We start from the raw sequence: 23,274 nt of genomic DNA on the forward strand, positions 1-23,274 counted from the left end.
AAACCGGTGCATTTGCACTTTTTATACACAGAGATTTTCTTTACTAAGCTCAGCTATAAATATAACATTAAGAAATAAGCTTATAACCTTTAGGTGAATTATGTTTACAGCAAGCCAACTCTCTCCCACCTCATTACAGGTCCACGCTTTTTTCGATCAAGCCAGCTTTACGGTGACCTATATTCTTGAAGATGAGACGAGCCAACAATGCGCCATTATTGATTCCGTTCTGGATTTTGACCATGGAGCGAGCCAGACCAGTACTGAATCTGCAGACAACATTATTCGATTCATCCAACAACGAAAATTATCACTGCAATGGCTATTAGAGACTCATGTACACGCTGACCACCTCTCGGCAGCCCCTTATATACAAAAGCAACTTGGGGGTAAGATCGTCATTGGTGAACATATTGATACGGTACAAAAAACCTTTTCGAAACTACTAAATTTAGAGGAAAAACATCAGGCCAAAGCAAACGTATTCGATTTATTGGTCAATGAGAGAAGCCAACTATCACTCGGCCAACATAGTATTAAAGTGCTGCACACACCGGGGCACACACCTGCCTGTGTTTGCTATGTAATTGGCGGGGCAGCTTTTGTTGGTGACACCCTATTCATGCCAGATTACGGTACAGCACGCTGTGATTTCCCCGGCGGTAATGCCGCTCAACTTTATCAATCCATTCAGAAAATATTCGCTTTGGGTGAGGAGACTCGTCTTTTTATGTGTCACGACTACAAAGCACCAAACCGTGATTTTTACGCTTGGGAAACCACGGTCGCAGAACAAAAAGCACACAACCTACATATTCGATCTGGCATTAACCAAGAAGAGTTTTGCCACATGCGCAATCAAAAGGACGCCACGCTGAAAATGCCTAAATTGATTTGGCCCAGTGTACAAATCAACATGCGGGCAGGCCATTTGCCTCCAGCAGAAAGCAATGGCCAACACTATTTAAAAACGCCCATCACTTTGGCTTAATCTATGACCTCTAAACTTGCAAAATATCTACCCGCCAGCGTATGGCTAAAAACCTACAATAAAACCTCGTTTAAAAACGATACCGTGGCCAGCCTCATTTTCACCATCATGGTCATTCCGCAAAGTTTGGCTTACGCCATGCTGGCAGGTTTACCTGCCATTACAGGTTTGTACGCCAGTATTTTACCTTCTATTTTGTATTCCTTATTTGGTACTAGTCGATCACTGGCCGTTGGCCCTGTCGCTCTCACCTCGGTCATGACGGCTTCTGCTATTTTGCCTTTTGCCACCACGGGCAGTGAGCATTACGCCACCATTGCGATTTTACTGGCTTTTATGTCTGGGGTGTTTTTGTTGGTATTAAGCTTATTAAAGTTAGGCTTTTTGACCAACCTACTCAGCCACCCGGTTGTCTCTGGCTTTATTAGTGCTTCCGCACTGCTCATTGTTATCGGCCAAATAAAATATTTGGTGGGCATTGAATCCTCAGGGAGCACGTTATTCCCCTTAGCTCGTAGCCTTTACGGCCATGCTTCAGAGGTCAACCTACCTACCCTGACATTAAGTACCGTCGCAATCACGGCATTACTTATTATGCGCCGCTACTTTGCCCGCTTTTTAGAAAAGTGCGGTTGTTCTCAGCAATATGTACAGCTGTTTGGCAAATCAGGGCCAGTATTAGTGGTGGTTTTGACGACTGTGACGGTTGCTTGGTTGTCTTTAGATAAAATGGGCGTAAGTATTATTGGCGCTGTACCCAGCACACCTTTAGGGCTGAATTTCCAACAGCTTAGCTGGCAACTGGTGAAAGATCTGTTACCCAGCGCTGTGCTCATTAGCATTGTTGGTTTTATAGGCTCAGTTTCCGTGGCTCAGTCATTTGCAGCCAAACGACGCCAAGACATAGACCCAAACCAAGAGCTAGTCGGCTTAGGCCTTGCCAATATTGGCTCAGCAGCTTGCGGGGCATTTCCCGTGACGGGTGGGTTTTCGCGCACCGTGTTAAATGCCGATTGTGGCTCTACCAGCCCAATGACAGGTATCATTTCTGCTCTCTTTATTTTGCTGACTCTGCTATTTTTAACCCCCTTATTTTATTACCTACCTAAAGCCATTCTCGCCGCCATTATCTCTCTTTCAATGCTGCAATTAGTCAGTGTGGCCGATCTTAAAGATTTATGGCGATTCTCTAAGAAAGAAGCCAGCTTACTGATCATCACGTTCAGTGTGGTCATGGTAGAGGGCATGGAGACGGGCCTGATTGTTGGTGTAGTGCTTTCGATCTTGTTTTTCCTATGGCACACCAGCCACCCCCATATTGCCATTGTCGGCCGCTTACCGGGGACTGAGCATTATCGAAATGTTCAGCGCTTTGCGGTGGAAACTCACCCTACTATTTTGACGGTACGGATCGATGAAAATCTTTTTTTTGCCAACGCACGTGTGTTCGAGGAAAGGTTGCAATACTTAGTTTCCCAAAATAGAGAGATAAAGCATCTGGTACTAATGTGTACCGCCATCAATATGATCGATGCTAGCGCGTTACAAAGCTTGGAAAAAATAGTCGATAGGCTAAAAGATTCAGGGGTAAAACTGCATTTGTCTGAGGTGAAAGGTCCTATTATGGATAGGCTAAAAGACTCTACTTTGATCGAGCGTCTTAGTGGGAAGATTTTCATTAGCCAGCATGAAGCCATTAAGGAACTAGAAGATAAATGACCCGATTAAAGGAAACTCACCTTCTAGTTCAACACCCTCACGCTTAATTTATTCGACGTCTTGCACCCGAATCAAGGTTTGGTTACGGCTCACTAGAGCCGAGCCAATGCCCTTTACTTTCACCAGATCCTCGATGGACTTGAATAGCCCATGCTGTTCTCGGTAATCGATAATCGCTTGAGCCTTTTTATCTCCAACGCCTTTCATCACCACCGCCAATTCCTTGGCATTCGCCGTATTAATGTCTAAAGGTGTGGCGGCCCACAAACTTGTTGATATAAAGAGCACGCTCATAGCAAACACAGCGCGCTTCATTAGAGATCGCATGACATAAATAAAATGTTTCATAAAGAATCCTTCCTTATTAGAACTTTTGGTTAGAGGCTTGCAACCATAAAAAAACCGCTTCTCATTGGAGAAACGGTTTAAGAATAGAAGTTAGCTTGCTTACCTTTCAAAGGCTATTCGCAACGATTTGTAAGCTTATATTGCCACCCCTAAATCTTGGTTAGATTGTGTTAATACAGCAATCGGATCGTCTGCTTGCGTGATTGGACGCCCCATTACTAAATAGTGACTGCCTGCTGCCATAGCTTGGACTGGGGTCATAATACGCTTCTGATCCCCTTGAGCAGAACCCACAGGACGAATACCCGGCGTCACTAGGACAAAATCTTTGCCAAGCTCGGTAGATAACATTGCTGACTCTTGGGCAGAACACACGACACCATCCATGCCAGAAGACTTAGCCAAGCTTGCCAAGCGTTTAACATGCTGTTCTGGCGTTAGGTCGATACCCACTTCCAATAAGTCAGATTGATCCATACTGGTTAGAACTGTTACGGCAATTAGTAGTGTGTCTTGATCAGGAAGTTGCTGTAGCGCATTTGCCGAGGCTTCCATCATACGGCGACCACCACTGGCATGGACATTGACCATCCACACGCCAGCCTTTGCCGCCACAGACACAGCGTTCGCGACTGTGTTTGGAATGTCATGAAATTTAAGATCGAGGAAAATATCAAAACCCAAATTGTGCAACTCATCCAAAATGACAGGGCCTGCTGTAGTGAAAAGCTCTTTCCCCACTTTCACTCGGCATAGTTTTGGATCCAGTCGTTTCGCCATCTCAATGGATTGCGCCATGGTTGGAAAGTCTAGGGCAACCACTATAGGGGATTGGCAGCTCATTCAATGTCCTCTTATCTAAAGTTCAAATATCAGGGCAAACTAGTATTTGAAGGAATGCCCCTTGGCAGAAAGCTATTCGCCTTCTAAACCATGAATCGGTTTCACCATGCCCCAGCTTTTACAGCTTGGGCATTGCCAGTGCAGCTGATGTCCAGCAAAGCCACATTGTCGACACTGGTATTTGTGCTTCGCCTCAACCAATTGATTAATCAGCTCATACAATACCACTAGGTGCTGTTGGTCATAATCATCACTATCGGCTAATTGCAGGTTAATCAGTTCTTTAAAGCCTTTAATAGTCGGGTGAGCACGTAACTGCTCTACCAAAAACATCTCAGCATAGTCCTTATCGGTTTCTCGATAATGAGCCACCAACGCCATAATTAAACTAGCGGAAGGTTTCTTTTGGTTTTGCTCTTGAAGGAATTTGAAGTAGCCACTGCTGCCCCAGATGCGCTGATAGCTGTCACGCAGCTTAGGTAGAATAATAGAAATAAATTCAGGATCTTGTTCCGCAGCGTGTTTTAACTCTTTTATCGCATCCCGATATCGACTCTGCTGACTAAGCACATCCGCAGCGCCAATACTGGCTCGAACACAACTAGGATCAACTTCTAGGGCAGACTTGTAATACTGAAAAGCTTGTCGCCACTGCTCTTTTTTCTGAGCTTCATTGGCCATTTCACAATGGAAATGTGCGAGGCGCTTAGTCTCTTTTTTACTCGGCGCTTCTTTCAGTAATTCACCACCAATTTGAATAGCCTTATCCCAGCTTTGTTCAAACTCGTACAGATCTACCAACAAGGTAAGAATTTTCGGCTGGAATTCATTTTTCTTAGCAGAGGCCATGTTGAGCAATAGTCTACCCGCTCGGTCCAGTAAGCCTGCAGACATAAAGTCACTGGCCAACTCGAGTTGCACCATACGCATTTCACGCTGAGAAATTTCTGGGCGGGCTAAAAGGCTTTGATGGATATTGATCGCTTTTTGGATCTCGCCTTTTTTACGAAACAGATTGCCTAATGTTAGGTGGATATCAAAGGTTTCAGAATTGACTTCCAATGAGTCTACAAAAGCATCAATAGCTTCCGAGTGCTGATCATTAAGAAGGTGGTTTAAGCCGCGAAAATAGTTTGCAGGAACCGATTTTTTGTCCTGCTTTGGTTTCTTCGAAGGGCTTTTTTTCCCCATTGCCCAGCCAACAAACAGGGCAATAAAAAGAACCAGAAATAACCCGACTTCGGCCAACGCCATTACTCCTTGCGAACTGATAGTTCTTTCGTAATAGAGTCTTTTCTTAGGGCATCTAATTCGTTGAATACTTTGTCATAACGACGTTGTAAAACACGAATCTGACGTTCGGAGCGTAGGTAGGTAATGGAGCTAACCAGTAGCGCAACTATGGCACCAAAAGAAAAAGCAATAATAGTATAAAGAGCCACACTCAGTTCTGGTGCTTGCCAGAAGACTAAGTCTAGACGAATGAGTTGGGGATTGCGTATCGCAAAAAAAACACCGACGGCTAAAAAGAAAATGATTAGGACGGTTAGGACAACCCTTTTAAACCATTTGAGCATAATTCAACCTACCAATATGAGAATGGTAACATTATGCCGTGATAGCACTAAAAATTCGAGGCATAAGATGTAAATTAATTAAGTTCGTTCATTTCATCATCTAATGAATTGACTAACTCTCTCAACTCTTTCCCTGGCTTAAAATGCGGTACATATTTTGCGGTTAACTCTACCGATTCACCTGTTTTAGGATTTCGACCGATTCTCGGCGCTCGATAATGAAGCGAGAAACTACCAAAACCTCTAATTTCAATGCGCTCTCCATTTGCCAAAGCGTCAGACATATGTTCCAGCATCGCTTTAATTGACTGCTCTACATCTTTGACCGGCAAGTGTGATTGCTGATCGATTAGCAGTTCTATCAGCTCAGATTTCGTCATTTTTTCCTCACGACTATATTTTGATCACTACCTAAGACTAGCTAAATCTAGAAAGAAAGCAATAAGTTATGCGTTTTTAAGCTCGGATTTGACGTTTTTCTTTCGTAAAAATGGTGAATATTGATTATGGATAGGTATCATAACTGGCATAGACACAATCTAGCTTTTATAATAGCCCCATATTTAACACTCTGGAAGACACTACAATGAGCTATAGCAATATCCCTGCAGGCAAAGATGCGCCAAACGATATCAATGTAATTATCGAAATTCCGGCACAAGCTAACCCAGTAAAATATGAAGTAGACAAAGATATGGACGCCCTAATTGTGGATCGTTTCATGACGGCGCCTATGTTCTACCCTGCTAACTACGGCTACGTTAACAATACGCTAGCCGATGATGGCGATCCAGTTGATGTATTGGTTATTACACCATACCCAGTAGTTCCAGGTGCTGTTATTCGCTGTCGCCCTGTTGGTGTTTTGAACATGTCTGACGAAGCAGGTATGGATGCAAAATTGGTAGCTGTTCCTCATGAAAAATTGAGCAAAGAATACGGTCACATCCAAGATGTGAACGACATTCCACAATTGCTACGTGACCAAATCGAGCACTTCTTCGAAAACTACAAAACTCTTGAAAAAGGTAAGTGGGTAAAAGTAGAAGGTTGGGCAAACGCTGAAGAAGCGAAAAAAGCGATTGTTGAAGGCGTAGAAGCGTACAACGCTCAATAGCACTCACTGAATAACCCTAAGTTTCTTTCTCGCTTTGCTTTTAAGCGATGCGAAAACAAAAAAAATCGATCCGAGGATCGATTTTTTTTTGCTCTAAAATAAACCTAATACTTATTCTAGTGAATCTAAGTAGCGCTCTGCATCCAATGCCGCCATACAACCCGTGCCCGCCGACGTAATAGCTTGACGATAGATATGATCACTGACATCACCCGCGGCAAAGACACCCTCAATACTGGTTTGGGTCGCATTGCCTTCTGAGCCCGTTTGTACTTTCAAGTAGCCATCTTTCATATCCAACTGGCCTTGGAAGATATCTGTGTTTGGCTTGTGACCAATAGCAACAAACACACCGGCGACTGCGATGTCTTTCTTCTCACCCGTTTGGTTATTCTTAACACGGATACCTGTTACGCCACCGTCATCGCCTAACACTTCATCCAGTTCTGAGTGCCACTCGATGTTTACGTTGCCATTTTTAGCTTTTTCTAAAATCTTATCTGCTAGGATCTTTTCAGAGCGGAACTTGTCACGACGGTGAATGACTGTGACGGATTTAGCAATATTCGCTAGGTAAAGCGCTTCTTCAACAGCTGTATTACCGCCACCAATCACAGCGACATCTTGGTTACGGTAGAAGAAACCATCACAGGTCGCACAAGCAGAAACCCCTTGCCCCATGAACTTAGTTTCACTCTCAAGACCCAAATATTGAGCGCTGGCACCGGTTGAAATGATCAAGGCATCACAAGTGTAAACACCGCTGTCACCTTCTAAGCGAAATGGGCGATTTTCTAGATCAACTTTATTGACGTGATCAAATATGATTTCTGTTTCAAAACGCTCAGCGTGCTTACGCATACGCTCCATTAGCTCTGGGCCTTGCACGCCTTGATCATCACCAGGCCAGTTATCCACTTCTGTGGTTGTGGTCAGCTGTCCACCCATTTGCATACCTGTAATCATGACAGGGCTAAGATTGGCACGGGCCGCATAAACGGCTGCGGTATAACCTGCAGGGCCTGATCCTAAAATCATTAACTTAGCGTGCTTTACATCGCTCATAAAATTGCTCCGGTAAATAGGTAAATGCCCAACCAAGTACACAATAAAATGGTCGGGCTAAAAGTCTTGAGGTGATTCTAACGAAAAAAGGCTAAAAAACTTAGCGAAAAATCTTAATAACTAAAATAGGGGCACTCTATGAAGTTTCAAGGTTTAGCCTGAGACATTACTGGCGTGATGGCTCCCACAGACCACACATTGGCTATCTTGAGTTAAACGTAACTCTCGCCAGCGCCCAGCAAAGCCATCAAAGAGTTTTAGTAAGCCATGCTCCACTTGCCCGCAGCCACTGGCAATTTTCAAGCCTTCTAAGGCTTGCAGTACTCCTAAGCTGCCCACCACAGGGCCAATAATACCGCTTTCATTACAACTGAGTTGTCGATCTGATAATTCTGGGTATAGACACTCATAGCAGAGACTTTGTTGCTGATCGAAGCGAAAACTGATTAATTGGCCTTCCCAACGAATCGCAGCAGCACTTACTAATGGTTTTTTAAGCGCAAAGCAGGCTCGATTGATCTGCTGGCGGGTAGCAAAGTTATCACAGCAATCCAACACCACGTCGGCACTGGCGACACAGCTCGCTAGAACCTCGCCTGCCAAGCGCTCTGTTAAGACCGTCACTTTAGCCGTAGGGTTTTTCTTAGCGATTTGTTGAGCGGCGGCTTGCGCTTTATAGTCACCTAATTGCGCTTCATCAAAAAGCACTTGGCGGGGTAGATTACTGGCCTCAATTTTATCGTCATCAGCCAGCTGTAAATGCCCTACCCCTGCGGTTGCTAAATAGGTTGCGGCAATATTCCCTAAGCCACCTAAACCAATAATCAGAATATTCGCTTCGGATAGGGCAAGCTGGCCTTGCACATCAAAGTTCGCAAGCAATAGCTGGCGGCTATAACGGTCCAGTTCTAATTCGTTCATTTTTACCTTACTTATCAGATGAGTTGTGCCGAACTTAAAATAATTTGTTAAAATCAGCCATTACTTATCAATGAGCCCAACTATGAAATTTCCAGGCAGACGCAAACTTAAACATTACTTCCCCGTTTCTCAAGCAAAACCCACACTGCCGACTTCGGAAGTACGACCCGATAAAGATTCATACATTGTTGGGCTAGACGAAACCATTGTCGACGTTGTTGCCAACGTCAGCGATGAGTTCCTGACCCATTATAAAATACAAAAGGGTTTATCCAACCTAGTAGATGCCGAAACCGCTTCAGCTATTTATGAACAACTTACCGCTGAGCAATCAATTTCGGATCATTTTGCCGGTGGCACCATAGGCAATACGATTCATAACTATTCGGTGTTAGCAGACGATAAATCTGTACTACTGGGTGTCATGTCTTCAAACATAGCCCTTGGTTCTCCAGCCTATCATTATATTTGCCATACCAGTAGCAAGGTAGACATGAACCACTTACAAGGGGTAACCGGCGATATTGGCCGCGGCATCACGCTTATCACACCAGATGGTGAGCGCACCTTTGCCATTGCGCCTGGAGACATGGACGAGCTAGACAGTGACCACATTCCTGAGAACATCATTGCTGGCGCCGCAGCACTGGTTACTTGTGCCTACCCTCTGCGCCATCAAGATAAGCCTATTAAGCAAGCCATGCTAAAAGCCTTACAATTGGCGAGTCAACATAATGTGCCCACCATTTTAACACTAGGCACCAAGCATTTGGTGGAAGAAAACCGTGAAGAATTACTTGAGATCATCAAGCGTGACGTCAATGTATTGGCGATGAATGAGCTAGAAGCAGAAGCCCTAACAGGTTTTTCAGACCCATTACTGGCCGCCGATGCCATCTTAGACCATGTTGATGTGGTGCTACTGACCGCTGGCCCTGAAGGTCTATACCTATGTGGCCATACGGATGAGACGGTGAAGCGTGAAACCAGCAATCCCATTAAATCCGGTAGCCTTGCTGACTTTAACCGCTGGGAGTTCAGCCGCCCTATGTTGCGAGCTAACTGCAAACAACCGATTAAAGTATTTTCCCATATTGACCCCTACATGGGTGGGCCAGAAAAAATCCGCAACACCAATGGCGCGGGCGATGGTGCACTATCTGCCTTACTGCATGATATTTCTGCGAATCATTTTCATAAGGAAGCCATTCCAAACTCAAGCAAGCATGTGGCGCCTTTCTTGGCTTATTCGTCCTTTGCTCAAATCTGTAAATACTCGAATCGTGTGAGCTATGAAATCTTGGCACAAAATGCTTCTCGTCTATCGAGAGGCTTGCCTGAAAAAGAAGACAGCTTGGAAGAAAGCTACTGGGAAAGATAATACCCAGCACGGCTTAAAACGCAAAAAGCCATGCAAAGCATGGCTTTTTTCTGCAACAACCAAACAGGTTATTACATAGATTCGATACCCAAAGCTTCATTGGCTTCGAACATACGATTAAGCTCTAGCAAAATCACGAGCTCGTCGTCTTTTTGATAAACACCCTGAATAAATTTCAGTGCTTCATCATTACCAACACTTGGGCTTTGCTCGATTTCACCTTGATATAGGTAAAACACTTCTTGTACCGCGTCCACCAGCAAACCAATCTGTTCACCATCGTGTTCGATAATAATAATACGAGTGTCGTCTGTAATGCTGCACTCCGGCAAGCTAAAACGAGCCCGCGTATCAACTACCGTAACAACATTACCGCGTAAATTAACAATACCTAGCACGTATGAAGGCGCTCCAGGGACTGGGGCAATTTCACTGTATCTTAAAACTTCTTTGATCTGCATAACATTAATGCCATACGTCTCATCAATTAGTTTGAACGTTAGATACTGCAGTAATTCGCCTTTTTTGCTTTCAGCAACGGCTTTATTGGATTCATTAATAGTTGCTAGTTCTGACATGGCTCGCATCCATATTCGATTTAATTTAGAGAAGAGTGAAACTCATCTTGATGTTTCTATCTTAGATAAATCAAGATGAGTTTACGAGCAAAACAGCGAATTAATTAACTCTCTTGTTGGATACCAACAATAGTCCAATTAGCATTCGCTTCGCTCATACTTTTCTCTAGGTGCCAGATTTCATTGGTATCAGACGTTTGATCACCTTCTTTAATCCAACCAGAAAATTGCAATGAGATAGAAGCTGTTGAGCCAACAAACTCACCACGAACCAATTCCACCATTAGGGAAATGACTTCTGTACGAGGTTTGTCGTCACCATAGTTGGCGCGTTCTTTCACCAACATGTTGTAAAGTTCTGGACTTACATAGTCGAGAATTTCATTAAAGTCGTTATCATCCCAAGCTTTCTGCAAGGCGATGTAATGATTTTTAGCTTCCGCGACAAATGCTTGCTCATTAAAGCCCGGTGGAAATTGCATTTCTGGCTGAGCTCCAAACCCAGACATACCTGCCATTGGCGAAGGCTGAACGTTATCGCGGGTTGAGTTAGGCATTTCACGGAACATACCATTCGTGCCTGCTTGCGCCTGCGCTGCACGGCGCTTCGGCGCAATAAAGAACTTGTAGATTAAGAAGCCAATGACAGCAAACAGTAGAATGTCACCGAAAGAAATGCCTTCAAATGCACCGCTACCCAATAGCGTAGCAAACAACCCACCGACCAATAGACCGCCTAATAAACCACCACCTAAGCCGCCCAAAAAGCCGCCTTTTTTAGTCGTAGAATTAGCACCCGTAGTAGCTTTATTCGTCGATGAAGTCGCGCTTTTAGGTTTCGCTATGGAAAAACTTTTACCAAAGCTTTTACCACCACCAAACTTTTTGGCTTGCACTTCAGCACTATAACCGCCGGCACCTATTGCTAAAACAAACGCCATTAACATGGCAAATACACTAGTTTTCACAGGATTACTCCACTTAATTAAAATTCACTAAACCCACCGCACTGCGTAGGTTTGAAATTAGTTCTTGGGTACGAGCACGAGCTTTCGCAGCACCGGCTTGTAACACTTCCTCCACATGGGCAGGATTGGCCATCAATTCAAAGTACTTTTCACGAGGCTCACTTAATTGACCATTGATCAACGCAAAGAGTTCCTTTTTCGCTTCACCCCAAGCAATACCCTCAGCAAATTTCTGGCGCATTTCTAACACCTGCTCCGGTGTAGCAAAGGCTTTGTAGATATCAAAAACAATTGAGTCATCAGGGTCTTTGGCTTCACCTGGTTCCAACAAATTGGTTTTGATCTTATTAATGCCCTTTTGCAGTTTCTTTTCAGTATCAAACAACGGGATCGTATTGTTATAACTCTTACTCATCTTACGGCCATCTAGACCTTTTAAGATAGAACCTTCTTCGCCAACAACGGCCTCTGGTAGCACAAAATGCTCACCAAATAAGTGGTTGAAACGGCCTGCGATATCACGAGCCATTTCAATGTGCTGAATTTGATCTCGCCCTACTGGCACTTTATGGGCATTAAAGGCCAAGATATCAGCCGCCATGAGTACTGGGTAGCAAAACAATCCCATGGTGATGCCGAAATCAGGGTCTTGCTGGTTAGCGATGTTTTCATCCACCGCACCTTTATAAGCATGGGCACGGTTCATCAAACCCTTAGCGGTGACACAAGTAAGTAGCCAGTTAAGTTCAGCAATTTCAGGAATATCGGATTGACGGTAGAAGGTCGCTTTATCAGTGTCTAGACCACAAGCAAGCCAAGTCGCCGCAATGGCTAAACGAGACTCTTTAACTCGCTCAGGGTCCTGACATTTGATCAATGCATGGTAATCTGCCAAGAAAAAATACGCTTCTGCCTCTGGATTTTTGCTGGCTTCAATAGCAGGACGAATCGCCCCTGCATAATTACCTAAATGAGGTATACCTGTGGTTGTTACACCTGTTAAAACGATCTCTTTAGCCATTACTACTACTCTTTCCTGCTCTCTAAAATATGTAATTTGCGCTTACCCTACCACAAAGAAACTATGGTTCGTAATGCCTTGATTGTATCTTTATTTATCCTCTAGATCACACTATTCATCTTCACTAGGGTTGCAAATACTTTAACTAACTCATGAATTTATAAATGTTTTTTTACAATACTCACTTTATGGTGATGAAATTTACTTTATCAAGTCGCTTCCCTTGGCCAGAGTATCGGCTTAAGCCCTGAATAACGTTGAACGCGCCTATCGACCGCTTCATGAATTAACAACTCTGGCCCCCAAAGGGCAAACGCCTGCTTCGCGCGGGTAATCCCTGTGTAGATCAACTCACGAGTCAATACAGGTGATGAAGTAACAGGTAATAAAAGAATGACCTGTTCAAACTCCGAACCTTGGGATTTATGTACTGTCATGGCGAAGACCGTTTCGAATTCGCTTAAACGACTGGGCAACAAACCTTTGAAGCTACCATCGGGCTGCATAAACCAAACCCTCAAACGGTGATTTTCATCTGGCATACATAAGCCAATATCACCGTTGAATAGATTGAGCCCTTTATCATTTCGAGTAAGCATAACGGCTTTTCCAGGGTACCAAGTATGTAAGTCTTTAATCCGCCCTCGTTTGAAAAAATACTCTTCTAGCTGACGGTTAATATGCTCCACACCCCATTCCCCTTGGCGTACTGCGGTGAGTATTTGAAAAGCAGAAAATTTCTCAAACAAACAGGCAATGGGAGCATTGTCTCGAACGCCTTGCCAATAATCATCGTAGCCATTGGCTAACTCAGCCATATCACTCTGAATGGGTTTTGTTTGGCTAGGGCGCCATTGCACATCCCCTAAGTTGGCATTTAGGCAAGACATTACAGCTCGTTTATCACCTATGTTTACCGCATTAGCTAAGCGACCTATGCCGCTGTCTTTGGAAAATCGATAACTGGTACGCAACAAGGTTAAAGCGCGGCTAGTTCTAGGAGCCTGAGGATTACCGAAGGCTTGTAACGGTTGCTGGCTGACTTGTGCGAGATAATCAGCCCAGTCTGGTTGAAAGTAGGCTTTTTCAATTCCATGAGTCATATCTCCTAAAATGCTGCCAGCTTCCACAGAAGCCAATTGGTCTTTGTCCCCTAGCAAGATCAGGCGACAATGCTTAGGTAAGGCTTCAATGAGCTTAGCCATCATAGGGAGATCAACCATGGAAACTTCATCCACCAGCAAGATATCAAGGTGTAATGGGTTTTGTTCATTGTGTTTAAAACGACTGCGACCAAAGTTACTGCCAAGTAGGCGATGCAAGGTACTGGCTTGATCAGGTATAGCCGTCGTAATTTCAGCACTTAAAGGCAAGGATTCTTTGGCACGAGTGATAGACTCTGTCAGCCGCGCAGCGGCCTTTCCTGTAGGGGCAGCTAAAGCAATCTTTAATAATTGTCCGTCATTCATAGCTTGAGCAACCAGCAACGCCAACAGTTTGGTGACCGTAGTTGTTTTCCCTGTACCTGGCCCTCCACTAATCACCGAAAAGCCTAAGCTCGCCGCATTGGCCACCGCGACTTTTTGCCAATCTGGCTCTGCATTAGAGGCTTCAAAAAGTTTTGCTAACAAAGCACTGTCGATAGGAAAAGCCGGCCTATTAAGTTGATTATCTAGGTAATGAATAAGTGTTTGCTCGTACTGAAAGTAGCGGTATAAATACAAACGCTGATTGACCAGCACCAAAGGTGTGGCCGCTTCGCTATTGCCATCCCCCACTAACGCGCTGCTTTTTAGATTCTCACACCAGTCAGAAGAACTCTGTACGCCAACCTCACGCAAAACAGAACGTAGCGTTTCAATGGGTAAATTCTCGACGGAAGATTGCCAAATAACCGATAAATCAATGCAGATATGGCCTGCGCCCAGAAAAGCGCTGCATAAGCTACCCGCTACCAGCAAGGCCGAATTGTCTTCCCCGGCATGCTGGCTTAGCTGCTCTATCCATTGGCGATCAATGGCACGAAGCACGCCTTTGGCTTGCCATTCAGCCAACCAATCCTGCTTTAGAACGGCTGACTGTGAATTGTGTTCTGTCGCGTCGAGCTGATTAAAAAAGTCCATATTGCACCACCTCATCGCTCTTTATGGCCGCTTTTGTTGGCGAATTTTCTGTGGCTTTGCCTTGAAACAACAAGTCCAATGCTTCCACGTGGGCAAAGCTCAATCTTGAGGTGTAAATACCTGTCTTTTCTCCGACCTGCATGCCTCTTAGGAAAGTATAAACAACACCGCCCACATGCTTGTCATAATCGTAATCTGGCAATCTCTGCTTGAGCAATCTATGCAGCGCCAAGGTATAGAGCTGATATTGTAAATCGTACCTATGCTCTGCAATGGCGTCCTGCAAATGCGGTTCACTGTAATCGGCAAAGGTATCGCCTAAATAGTTAGATTTATAATCCAAAACGTAATACCGCCCTTGCCATTCAAAAAGCAAATCAATGAAGCCTTTTAACATACCTTTGAGAGGACGGTCCTGAATGCTTGGGGCTTGGCGCGATACCGGATCATATTGTCGAGCAATGGCGTCCAGTTGCAAAGCATTCATCCCCCCCACCGGTATAAAGAACTCCATCTCTTTACGACATTGTTCTACTGGCAACGCGCCTAAACTGACACCTTCGAGTAACTCTGTGTTCACTATATCCACCAACCAGGTATTGAGCACCTCTTGCCATTCTGCATAGCCTTGGCGTTGGTAGTATTCTGCTAGTGTCGTTTGATGCCGTGCCTGCAGTAAGTCTTTAAAACTTGGCTGGTTAATTTTAGGCTGTAAGCCTTTACCCTCTAAGGTATCGTGTAAGAAGGTGCCGGGCTTAGCTCCTTTCGGAAAAGTAAAACGGCTTTCAACCGGCTCAACCTCAGCCAATATTTCAGCCTCTGGTGCAGCATCAAGCTTATCTTCCATGAACCTTACATTTTCATCTAGACCAGGTAAGCTTTCGTCATGATGACTTTTGCTTTCCACCACTAAAGAGGAATAACTGCCAACCCACCAATCTCGCTCTATTCGGCCGTTAAAATCTCGAGCCTGGGCCTTTGTTGACTCTTGTTCTTGCAAGCTAAATCTAGGCAACTCAGCCGCTTTTTGAGGCATATCCACAAGGGCAATGTGCTCTTTAGGTGAACTCTCTGATAGCCTTTGTAAGCTTGCGTATAAATCTCCTGCATCCAAGGGCTCACCTTCTGCTACAAGAGCCCCCACACCGCTTAAGTGAATTTCAGACACAGCACCACGGGTTTTCGTCGCCCCTTTACCAACTTCCATAGCGCCAATAAAACACGCTTCTTTGGAGCGGGTTAACGCAACATAAGCTAAGCGAACTTCCGCCGCATAGAGTTCTTCTTCATGGGCTGCCTTTTGTTCTTCATCAGGGTCGATAGCAATCCACAGCTGCTGGTCTGCATCATGGTATAAAGCGGATTTTTCACGGCGAGAATAAGGCGTAAAGGCAAAAGGTAAATAAACGAGAGGATATTCCAAACCTTTACTCTTGTGTATGGTCACAATACGTACCAGTTCCGCATCAGTTTCTAAACGGATTTTTTGCTCGTCACTGGCACCATTGGGGTTTTGAATCGCTAGCCGTAAATAACGGAGTACCCCTTCTTTGGACTCCAGCTCTTGGGACTTTTGCTGCAATTTTTCACACAGGTGCAAGAAGTCGGTTAAGCGTCTTTCCCCTCCCACTTGACCAAGCATGTTTTGCGCAAGATCCACATCGGCCATAAAAGTGCGCAACATAGGCAACAAGCCCTGCTCTTCCCACAAACGTAAATAATTCTGAAACGCCTGCACCCATCTTTCATAGACTAAATCATCATGATTCAAGGTATCTAAATCCGCTAGGCTCCATTGTACGAGTGCCGTAGCAAGAGCCGAGCGTAGTTTAAACTCATCCCCATTGGCTAACACAGCGGTCAAAATAATAAGCAACTCATGGGCTTCAACGGTTTCAAACACCGAACCTTTATCACTTAGATAAACACTGGCAATGCCTCGCTCTCTCAGAGCGAACTTTAGATGATTCGCCTGATTAAAATTGGTTACCAACAAAGCAATGTCTTTTGGCCGTACCCCTTGACCAGAAATCAAGGCCTGCCCTTGTTGACCTTCCAGCAACAACTCATGTAAGTGGGCAGCGCACGTCTCAGCCATGGTCTGCATATAGCTTTTAGCGCTTACGGAATCTTCCGATGCTTGATAAAGAAACTGCAGAGCAGACTGAGTGTCGTGACCCCGTACAAAGCCGCCATTTATGCCCCTATCTTGTACCTGAACGAACGGAATACCCGCTACGCGAAAGGGTTGCTCTTGGCTACTAAACAGCTGATTTACCGACTGGATCATGGCTGCTGAAGAACGGTAATTGGTCGCTAGAGAATAAACACTGTCTACTTGTTTTTTGGCAGCCAAATAAGTGTAAATATCAGCGCCACGAAACGCATAAATGGCTTGTTTTGGGTCGCCTATCATGATCAAACCCAGCTGATTTTGATCACTCTTCGCGGGAGCATAAACATTGGAAAATATCCGGTATTGGACGGCGTCGGTATCTTGAAACTCATCAATCAAAGCAATCGGGTAAAGGTGACGTATCCGTGCCGCCAATTTATCACTCTCTTCTTGAGCCAAAGCCACATCCAAAGACGTCAGCAGGTCGGTAAAGGTTAGCGATTGGGTGCTGTGCTTCCAGCGTTTCATGCGCTCTTGTACTTGTTGCCAAAGATGCGCCAACAAAACGGCTTTTAAACGGGCTTGATCTGGAAAGGTTTCTCGTAGGCTTCGCACTTGTTCAAAAAACGAGTGGCTCGGAGGCTGACCCGCTTTTTTAATACGGGATTCGTAATGTTCGCTCGCATCAAACTTTATGAGGCTTTCATCTAGTTCAAACTGTGGTGACAGGGCCCAACGATCCATTGCTTGAGCGTGCTTGTCTGGGTCTTTCCAAAAAGTGCGCTTAATGTCACTTGAATTCAGAGCATCAAGAATGTCCTGTCGCTGGCTTAACCAGACTTTACGTACCGCAGCTATTTGTTGTTGCGCTTGATCTATCGCTTGTTGCCAATCATATTTTTCGATGGCCAATTTGGCATCAGGCTGGTTATTAAGCAGATATAAATCTTTTAGAAGCGCCTCAGGAGAAGACCAGATAGGCTGAATAACAGACGCTTGAACAGTACTTAAAGGATAGAACGCTTTGCGCCATACATCTTTCACCGCCATAGACAAAGGCACTTGCTCATCCGTTTCAATACTCTGTTGAAACAACATACGACTTTCAAAGGCATTTTGACTGAGCATTCGCTGACAAAAACCATGGATGGTAAAAACCGCCGCCTCGTCCATTTGTTTTTCCGCATAAAGCAGCTTTTCAATGCCCTCTTTGCGCTGCAACTCCGTCATTTGAGCCAGCCAAGCCCCAAGGAAAGCATCATCACTTTGGGCGAGCATTAGTGCTTTTCTTGCCACTCGAATTCTTGAACGAATTCGCGCTTTCAATTCTGCTGTTGCGGCCTCTGTAAAGGTAACCACTAGAATTTGATCGACCGTTAACGCCTGCCCTAAATCGCCTTGGGAACCCGTTGGCACCAAAAGACGCAGGTATAGGTTCGCAATGGTATAGGTTTTCCCTGTGCCAGCGCTGGCTTCAATGAGTCGCTTGCCATACAAGGGAAAGCTTTGCGCGTCCAATAAGCTCACAGGTAAATCCTGAGAAACAGCTGATTCATCCATTAATCCAATACCTCCAAATGACGATGCATGGGCAACCAAATGGTTTCGCATAGGTGCTCAAATTCCGCCCTATGGGGCTCTAAGTCTGGGTAATACCGTCGCCAATAGGCATCTTCGCCTTCACCATTATCAAAAGCACTTGATGACTGATAAGTACTCACAGCAGCTTGCCAAGCAAGCTCTGTATCTTCCGCCGCTTTAGAGGAACAATAACTTTTGCACCAAGCGTCTGCGCTTTTTGCCGGCAGGGGAAGCGGACGACACAGACCCGTTTTCAATAGGCTTAAAATGTTCGTGAGATGAGGATGAGCGTCCTTTGGCGCTAGTAAAGTAAAAGCCAACTGAGATAGCTTTCGACTCTTTCTGGATAAGTTAATGAGATGATGCTGCATTGGCGTACCTTGAGCACACAAAGCAAGGTGCTCTAGCCAAATTTGGATTTTTTGATGGGCTGTCACATCGCCAATACGATAGGACAAACGAGTGGTGGCTGTGGGTTTGTCTAGCCAAGCTTGTATCGTCGCCCCAGCTAATGCAAAGTTGACTTCTGCTGCCTCTAGATCTTCTAGGTGATAGCTTTTTAGCAACTCAACGAGCTGCTCACATTCGTTTTTGTTTTGCGCTAGGCTTAACTCCCCAAACGCACCAAAGGGTAGCGCCCCTTGCAGTGCGAGCCTTTGCAAGTAGGTTGCTTCTTTGTTTTCTAACATGGCCTGCAAAAGGTCATTGCGTAGCTGGTAGCCCGCCAAACCGGATAAGGCAAAAGGCTCGTCCTCAAGCTCTTCCTCTTCTTTGAAAGACAAATAAGCTTTCAATCTACGTTGGGTAAAATAGCGAACGGGATGAGAGATAAAACGACTAAGCTCCTCTAAGGGCAGTTCAGGTGAATCCTGCTCGAAGCTCTGTAAAGGCTCAAAACTGACATCAACCTTAGGAGTTTTATCTCCATTCACCGCCAGCAACCAATGCTCATTGAAGCTGTATAAGGCATTCCTATCGGCAGAGTCATTTTGGTAATAGCGAATATTAAAGGGCTGCAAAGGGTGCTCAACAATTAAACGCTGCAAGCAAGCTGCTTGGGCGTCATCTGGCGCTAAGCTTTCATCGCCATGGAACACACAACTTTGGCCAATGTATTCCAATAACTCACTGACCAATATAGAAGGGTTCTTTTCGCTGTTATCTTGGATATTGCGTCCAACATAACTGACGTAGAAGCAATCTCGTGCCGACATGAGGGCCTCAAGAAACAGGTATTTGTCGTCTTCTCGGCGGCTACGGTCACCACTACGATAGTCTCCCACCATGAGATCAAAGCCCATAGGGGCCACACTGCGAGGGTAATCTCCTTCATTCAATCCCAGAACACAAATCACTTTGAAGGGCACGGAACGCATCGGCATCAGCGTACAAAAATTCACCCTGCCTGCTAGAAACCTTTGACCGCCTTGTGCCTCTTGTAACATGGGTCCAAGCAACTGTCGCATCACATTGCTTTCTAAGGGCTCATCGAAAAATGCCTGCTGCCATTGTAAGGTTAAGGTTTCTAGTTGCTTGGTTAGCAACGGCATGAAGCCGTCATCCTCTGCTACCGCGAAAAATTCTTCTGCCAAATTGTATAAACTGGAAACCCATTGGGACGGCCCCATGGTTTGCTGCAGCTGTTGTTGTGCTTGGCTAATTTTCGATAAAAATTCAGCAAGCTTACCTGCCACTGCCGCCTCTAAGCCTTCCACGTCGCCATAGCTCAAGGTATCTTGCCAAATATAATCGTGTCCCATGGCATACCCCAGCAGCATTCGGCGAATGCCGTTCAGCCACGTATGGGAAGATTGGGTAGGCAAATCGTGTAAGGCAGCGGTCTTTTCATCTAGCCCCCAACGCACACCAACCTCTACCGACCACTGACGAATGCGCTCTAATTCCTCAACGTCTAGCTCAAAGCGAGCTAACACCGCAGGCACTTCCAACACACTGATTAATTCGGACAAGGTAAAACGACTTTCACCTAATCCCAGCAGGTATAGGTAGGCGTCAACCATAGGGTTTTCTAAATTTCCTGACTGGTCAATCAGCGCAAAAGGAATGTGTTTGTGACCTTGAGCCTGAGAAAACACGGCCTTAACAAAAGGGCTATAGGCGTTCACGTCAGGAAGCATGACAATAATGTCTTTTGGCGTCAGTTGAGGGTTCTTTTCAAACATATCGAGCAATTGATCGTGAAGCACCTCCACTTCTCGTAGAGGACTGTGACACAGATGCACGCGCACACTTTGATCGTCCACCAAGACTTTATGGCGATAGTTTGCATCCGCATAATCTAGGCTTCGTTCCTGTTTGGCGCCGTGATTTTCAAGCTCTAGCACATCTTGCTGAACGTACTGCAATAAGCTTGCTTGCGAGGCGTCTGAGTAATCTTCAAACACCTCTATTTCGTTATCGGCCATATCTTGTAACTGGGCAATATAGTCCCGTCCTAAACGTCCCCAACTGGCCAATAAAGGGTTAGCATCAAGGTGTAAGCTATCGGTGCCTAGGCCTGGCTTGAGCGCTTGACGTTTGATGACCCTACCAAGGTAGTGTTTGTCGACTACATCGCCCCAATAAAACCGGCAAGGATTTTGGAGAAATAAATGTACTTCTATCCAACCAGAGTTTGCTAACACTCGCAGTGATTCAAGAGTATTCGGCGGCAACGAAGATACGCCAAAAATGAAAATCCTTTCCGGTATACCTGTAGGTTTTTCTCGGGACACAGTGGCTTCTTGCAAGGCTTCGATCAAATTGCCTCTATGATAGAGAGAACTGCCCTGCTGACTAATATCCGTCACTAAATCTCGCCATAAAATTTGCTGCCAAGGCTGCTCAGCAAATAAGTCTTTTAAAGATTCATCCTCTATGTGACCTGCTTCCCATGCTGCAATCCAGTCAGGACGGTACACTAGGTATTGATCGTAAATATCAGCCACACTGCTACAAAGCTGATAACGGCGAGTCTGCGTATCATCTTCTTGCAAGTACCAATTCAGTGCAGAGAATTCTTCGTCTAGCAGGCGAGCGTCCAGCAAACGCATTAAGCGCCACACTAGAAACGGCTTATTAAATTCACTTTGTTGGGGGATATCTTCTAAGGCCTGACTAAAAACCTTCCAAACAAATGTCGATGGAAGTGGAAAAGCAAGTCCTGCGGCAACTGAATGAGAGTCTGCCAGATACATTTTAAGCCATTGAGCCATACCTGGGTTCTGCACCAAAATATGTTCGTCATCAAATGGATTTTGCGGAGGAGAAAGTGCCAGAATCTTAGCCAGTAATGCTGCCAAATCTTCTAAACGGTTGCCAGTATATAGCTGAAACATTAAAACATCCCATGTAAAACACTAGTGTCATCGCATTTAAAACGCGAATCACAAGCCTAACCTTGGGAGATATAAAAAAGAAGGGAGATTTGAAGAAATTAATGGTGGAGCTATGCGGGATCGAACCGCAGACCTCTTGCATGCCATGCAAGCGCTCTCCCAGCTGAGCTATAGCCCCACTAATTAATCGCCGAGCATTTTATGGCTGAGGAAAAAACCTGTCAATAAATAATTGTAAGAAATCGTAACTTTAAGGAAATTAAAGTCTTTAACATGTGTTTGTTTTTCACAAACTCCCTTTAAAACACATGGTATATTGCTCTTTCTGAACTCACAATATAATTGAATTATGGATTTTCCTGACGTATTGAATGATCTAATGATGGCTCAACAGCCGATACTTTCATTGAGCAATGAAATATTTGGTTACGAGTTACTTTTCCGTGAAAAGGACAGTCCTTCACACGCCAATGTGTCTGATGGAAATCAGGCAACCAATAGAGTACTGGCAAACTTATGCATTGGTATCACCATGCTGGAGTCTCAGCTACAAAAGCCTTTTTTTATTAATATGACGACAGGGGTGCTGCTTTCGGATGCTTTCATTCCGATTGACCCTAAGTCCATCTATATCGAGATACTTGAAGACCAGCAACTTACTCCTGAGTTTGTTGAAGCAGTAGAAACTTGGCATAAGGCTGGTTACCTTTTCGCGTTAGATGACTATCAGTTTAGCGAAGGGTACAAAGCATTATTGCCCTGGGTTTCTATTGTAAAGGTAGATGTTCTGCATACACACCCAGTGCGTTTTGCCAAACAAATCGCTGAACTAAAAGCCATGGGAATTACATTACTGGCAGAAAAAGTTGAAAACCAAGTAATGTTTGATGTGTGCAAAGATATGGGGTTTGAACTTTTTCAAGGCTACTATTTGCAAAGACCAAAACTGGTTAAAGGTAAAGTGGTTGATACTGCCACTCACGGCGCCATGTCCTTGGTTAACGCACTGCAAGATGCCGATGTTTCAATTGAGCAAATATCAGCCCTTGTCTCTCAAAATCCTACCTTGTCTTTTCAGTTGCTCCGCATACTCAACAACCCTGTCTGCGGGCTGAGTAAAAAAGTTGACTCGATTAAAGATGCGGTGGTTCTTATCGGCCTTAAGGAACTCAAGAAATGGGCATTATTGATTACCTTAACCTCTTCTTCTGACCAGCCAAAATCTATATTTAAAATCCTTTTGGCGCGAGGCAGCTGCTGCCAAAAAATCTGTGAAGATAAATACCCAGAACTCACTGATGCAGCTTTCACAACAGGCCTTCTATCTGGAATTGATACCCTTTTCGGGGTAGAAAAGCGTGTCATCTTGAAACAAATCGCATTATCTAATGAGATCAGCTCTGCCATCTTATCTGGGTCTGGCAACCTAGGCGAAATATTAAAACAGACCCTTAGTTGTGAAGGGCAAAAGTGGTCTAGACTCAACAAACTAAGTGATCAAGAAAGGCAAAAACTCAACCTTGCCTTTCTCGAATCTATTGTTTGGGCAAGCAATGTCATCAATTCACTCAAATAACACATTTATTT

At 44.7% G+C, this 23,274-nt stretch carries 18 protein-coding genes and 1 tRNA gene; 5 read left to right on the plus strand and 14 right to left on the minus strand.

All coding sequences use genetic code 11. The features are described from left to right. The first annotated feature begins 100 nt into the window (after positions 1-100). Positions 101-991 carry an MBL fold metallo-hydrolase gene (locus ABJF92_RS11225; protein WP_446815886.1) on the plus strand — a complete coding sequence of 297 codons (891 nt, stop codon included), beginning with the start codon at positions 101-103 and terminating at the stop codon, positions 989-991. Between the two features lie 3 nt (positions 992-994). Next, positions 995-2,710 carry a SulP family inorganic anion transporter gene (locus ABJF92_RS11230; protein WP_446815887.1) on the plus strand — a complete coding sequence of 572 codons (1,716 nt, stop codon included), beginning with the start codon at positions 995-997 and terminating at the stop codon, positions 2,708-2,710. Between the two features lie 48 nt (positions 2,711-2,758). On the opposite strand, the gene ABJF92_RS11235 is transcribed toward ABJF92_RS11230, so the two are convergent. From ABJF92_RS11235 to ihfB, 5 genes are all read right to left on the minus strand, one after another. Continuing rightward, the gene (locus ABJF92_RS11235; RefSeq protein WP_446815888.1) at positions 2,759-3,058 is read right to left on the minus strand and encodes a ComEA family DNA-binding protein; all 300 of its coding nucleotides are present in this window, start codon (positions 3,056-3,058) and stop codon (positions 2,759-2,761) included. 135 nt (positions 3,059-3,193) lie between these two features. Then, the gene (gene pyrF, locus ABJF92_RS11240; protein WP_446815889.1) at positions 3,194-3,901 is read right to left on the minus strand and encodes an orotidine-5'-phosphate decarboxylase; all 708 of its coding nucleotides are present in this window, start codon (positions 3,899-3,901) and stop codon (positions 3,194-3,196) included. A gap of 72 nt (positions 3,902-3,973) precedes the next feature. After that, the gene (gene lapB / locus ABJF92_RS11245) at positions 3,974-5,155 is read right to left on the minus strand and encodes a lipopolysaccharide assembly protein LapB (protein WP_446815890.1); all 1,182 of its coding nucleotides are present in this window, start codon (positions 5,153-5,155) and stop codon (positions 3,974-3,976) included. Continuing rightward, the gene (locus ABJF92_RS11250; RefSeq protein WP_445975089.1) at positions 5,155-5,478 is read right to left on the minus strand and encodes a lipopolysaccharide assembly protein LapA domain-containing protein; all 324 of its coding nucleotides are present in this window, start codon (positions 5,476-5,478) and stop codon (positions 5,155-5,157) included. Before ABJF92_RS11250 ends, lapB begins: the two co-directional genes overlap by 1 nt. A 74-nt stretch (positions 5,479-5,552) precedes the next feature. Beyond that, complete coding sequence (gene ihfB / locus ABJF92_RS11255; RefSeq protein ID WP_446815891.1) at positions 5,553-5,858, minus strand: integration host factor subunit beta; 306 nt, start codon at positions 5,856-5,858, stop codon at positions 5,553-5,555. A 206-nt stretch (positions 5,859-6,064) separates the two neighbouring features. On the opposite strand from ihfB, the gene ppa reads away from it, so the two are divergent. Next, the gene (gene ppa / locus ABJF92_RS11260) at positions 6,065-6,595 is read left to right on the plus strand and encodes an inorganic diphosphatase (protein WP_446815892.1); all 531 of its coding nucleotides are present in this window, start codon (positions 6,065-6,067) and stop codon (positions 6,593-6,595) included. 111 nt (positions 6,596-6,706) lie between these two features. Here the strand turns inward: ppa and trxB are convergent, their stop codons facing one another. Both trxB and ABJF92_RS11270 read right to left on the minus strand, forming a co-directional pair. Then, positions 6,707-7,660, minus strand: coding sequence for a thioredoxin-disulfide reductase (trxB, locus tag ABJF92_RS11265; RefSeq protein WP_446815893.1), 954 nt, complete (start codon positions 7,658-7,660; stop codon positions 6,707-6,709). A 153-nt stretch (positions 7,661-7,813) separates the two neighbouring features. Continuing rightward, positions 7,814-8,581, minus strand: coding sequence for a HesA/MoeB/ThiF family protein (locus ABJF92_RS11270; protein ID WP_446815894.1), 768 nt, complete (start codon positions 8,579-8,581; stop codon positions 7,814-7,816). 82 nt (positions 8,582-8,663) lie between these two features. Between ABJF92_RS11270 and ABJF92_RS11275 the strand changes: the two genes are divergently transcribed. After that, a complete protein-coding gene (locus ABJF92_RS11275; protein WP_446815895.1) occupies positions 8,664-9,962 on the plus strand; it encodes an inosine/guanosine kinase in 1,299 nt (432 codons plus the stop codon). A gap of 71 nt (positions 9,963-10,033) precedes the next feature. On the opposite strand, the gene ABJF92_RS11280 is transcribed toward ABJF92_RS11275, so the two are convergent. From ABJF92_RS11280 to ABJF92_RS11310, 7 genes are all read right to left on the minus strand, one after another. Beyond that, positions 10,034-10,540: a chemotaxis protein CheW gene (locus ABJF92_RS11280; protein WP_445975095.1), complete on the minus strand. Its 507-nt coding sequence runs from the start codon at positions 10,538-10,540 to the stop codon at positions 10,034-10,036. A 104-nt stretch (positions 10,541-10,644) separates the two neighbouring features. Beyond that, complete coding sequence (locus ABJF92_RS11285) at positions 10,645-11,508, minus strand: Tim44 domain-containing protein (protein WP_446815896.1); 864 nt, start codon at positions 11,506-11,508, stop codon at positions 10,645-10,647. Between the two features lie 13 nt (positions 11,509-11,521). Continuing rightward, positions 11,522-12,529 carry a tryptophan--tRNA ligase gene (trpS, locus tag ABJF92_RS11290; RefSeq protein ID WP_446815897.1) on the minus strand — a complete coding sequence of 336 codons (1,008 nt, stop codon included), beginning with the start codon at positions 12,527-12,529 and terminating at the stop codon, positions 11,522-11,524. A gap of 209 nt (positions 12,530-12,738) precedes the next feature. After that, positions 12,739-14,652, minus strand: coding sequence for an exodeoxyribonuclease V subunit alpha (gene recD, locus ABJF92_RS11295; RefSeq protein ID WP_446815898.1), 1,914 nt, complete (start codon positions 14,650-14,652; stop codon positions 12,739-12,741). Next, positions 14,639-18,328: an exodeoxyribonuclease V subunit beta gene (gene recB / locus ABJF92_RS11300; RefSeq protein WP_446815899.1), complete on the minus strand. Its 3,690-nt coding sequence runs from the start codon at positions 18,326-18,328 to the stop codon at positions 14,639-14,641. The genes recD and recB overlap by 14 nt, the downstream gene beginning before the upstream one ends. Continuing rightward, positions 18,328-21,687 (minus strand): exodeoxyribonuclease V subunit gamma, encoded by a 3,360-nt coding sequence (recC, locus tag ABJF92_RS11305; RefSeq protein ID WP_446815900.1) that lies wholly within the window; start codon positions 21,685-21,687, stop codon positions 18,328-18,330. Before recC ends, recB begins: the two co-directional genes overlap by 1 nt. A 102-nt stretch (positions 21,688-21,789) precedes the next feature. After that, positions 21,790-21,865 (minus strand) — tRNA-Ala (locus tag ABJF92_RS11310). 171 nt (positions 21,866-22,036) lie between these two features. Here ABJF92_RS11310 and ABJF92_RS11315 point away from each other — a divergent pair. Beyond that, positions 22,037-23,263: an EAL and HDOD domain-containing protein gene (locus ABJF92_RS11315; protein WP_446815901.1), complete on the plus strand. Its 1,227-nt coding sequence runs from the start codon at positions 22,037-22,039 to the stop codon at positions 23,261-23,263. Positions 23,264-23,274: the final 11 nt, after the last annotated feature.

This window comes from Marinomonas sp., assembly GCF_039940335.1.
Classification (GTDB): domain Bacteria; phylum Pseudomonadota; class Gammaproteobacteria; order Pseudomonadales; family Marinomonadaceae; genus Marinomonas.

What these genes read in the sequence shown, in the direction of transcription:
- ABJF92_RS11225 (WP_446815886.1), top strand. Translation starts at nt 101, where the DNA reads ATGTTTACAGCAAGCCAACTCTCTCCCACCTCATTACAGGTCCACGCT.
- ABJF92_RS11230 (WP_446815887.1), top strand. Translation starts at nt 995, where the DNA reads ATGACCTCTAAACTTGCAAAATATCTACCCGCCAGCGTATGGCTAAAA.
- ABJF92_RS11235 (WP_446815888.1), bottom strand. Translation starts at nt 3,058, where the DNA reads ATGAAACATTTTATTTATGTCATGCGATCTCTAATGAAGCGCGCTGTG.
- pyrF (WP_446815889.1), bottom strand. Translation starts at nt 3,901, where the DNA reads ATGAGCTGCCAATCCCCTATAGTGGTTGCCCTAGACTTTCCAACCATG.
- lapB (WP_446815890.1), bottom strand. Translation starts at nt 5,155, where the DNA reads ATGGCGTTGGCCGAAGTCGGGTTATTTCTGGTTCTTTTTATTGCCCTG.
- ABJF92_RS11250 (WP_445975089.1), bottom strand. Translation starts at nt 5,478, where the DNA reads ATGCTCAAATGGTTTAAAAGGGTTGTCCTAACCGTCCTAATCATTTTC.
- ihfB (WP_446815891.1), bottom strand. Translation starts at nt 5,858, where the DNA reads ATGACGAAATCTGAGCTGATAGAACTGCTAATCGATCAGCAATCACAC.
- ppa (WP_446815892.1), top strand. Translation starts at nt 6,065, where the DNA reads ATGAGCTATAGCAATATCCCTGCAGGCAAAGATGCGCCAAACGATATC.
- trxB (WP_446815893.1), bottom strand. Translation starts at nt 7,660, where the DNA reads ATGAGCGATGTAAAGCACGCTAAGTTAATGATTTTAGGATCAGGCCCT.
- ABJF92_RS11270 (WP_446815894.1), bottom strand. Translation starts at nt 8,581, where the DNA reads ATGAACGAATTAGAACTGGACCGTTATAGCCGCCAGCTATTGCTTGCG.
- ABJF92_RS11275 (WP_446815895.1), top strand. Translation starts at nt 8,664, where the DNA reads ATGAAATTTCCAGGCAGACGCAAACTTAAACATTACTTCCCCGTTTCT.
- ABJF92_RS11280 (WP_445975095.1), bottom strand. Translation starts at nt 10,540, where the DNA reads ATGTCAGAACTAGCAACTATTAATGAATCCAATAAAGCCGTTGCTGAA.
- trpS (WP_446815897.1), bottom strand. Translation starts at nt 12,529, where the DNA reads ATGGCTAAAGAGATCGTTTTAACAGGTGTAACAACCACAGGTATACCT.
- recD (WP_446815898.1), bottom strand. Translation starts at nt 14,652, where the DNA reads ATGGACTTTTTTAATCAGCTCGACGCGACAGAACACAATTCACAGTCA.
- recB (WP_446815899.1), bottom strand. Translation starts at nt 18,328, where the DNA reads ATGGATGAATCAGCTGTTTCTCAGGATTTACCTGTGAGCTTATTGGAC.
- recC (WP_446815900.1), bottom strand. Translation starts at nt 21,687, where the DNA reads ATGTTTCAGCTATATACTGGCAACCGTTTAGAAGATTTGGCAGCATTA.
- ABJF92_RS11315 (WP_446815901.1), top strand. Translation starts at nt 22,037, where the DNA reads ATGGATTTTCCTGACGTATTGAATGATCTAATGATGGCTCAACAGCCG.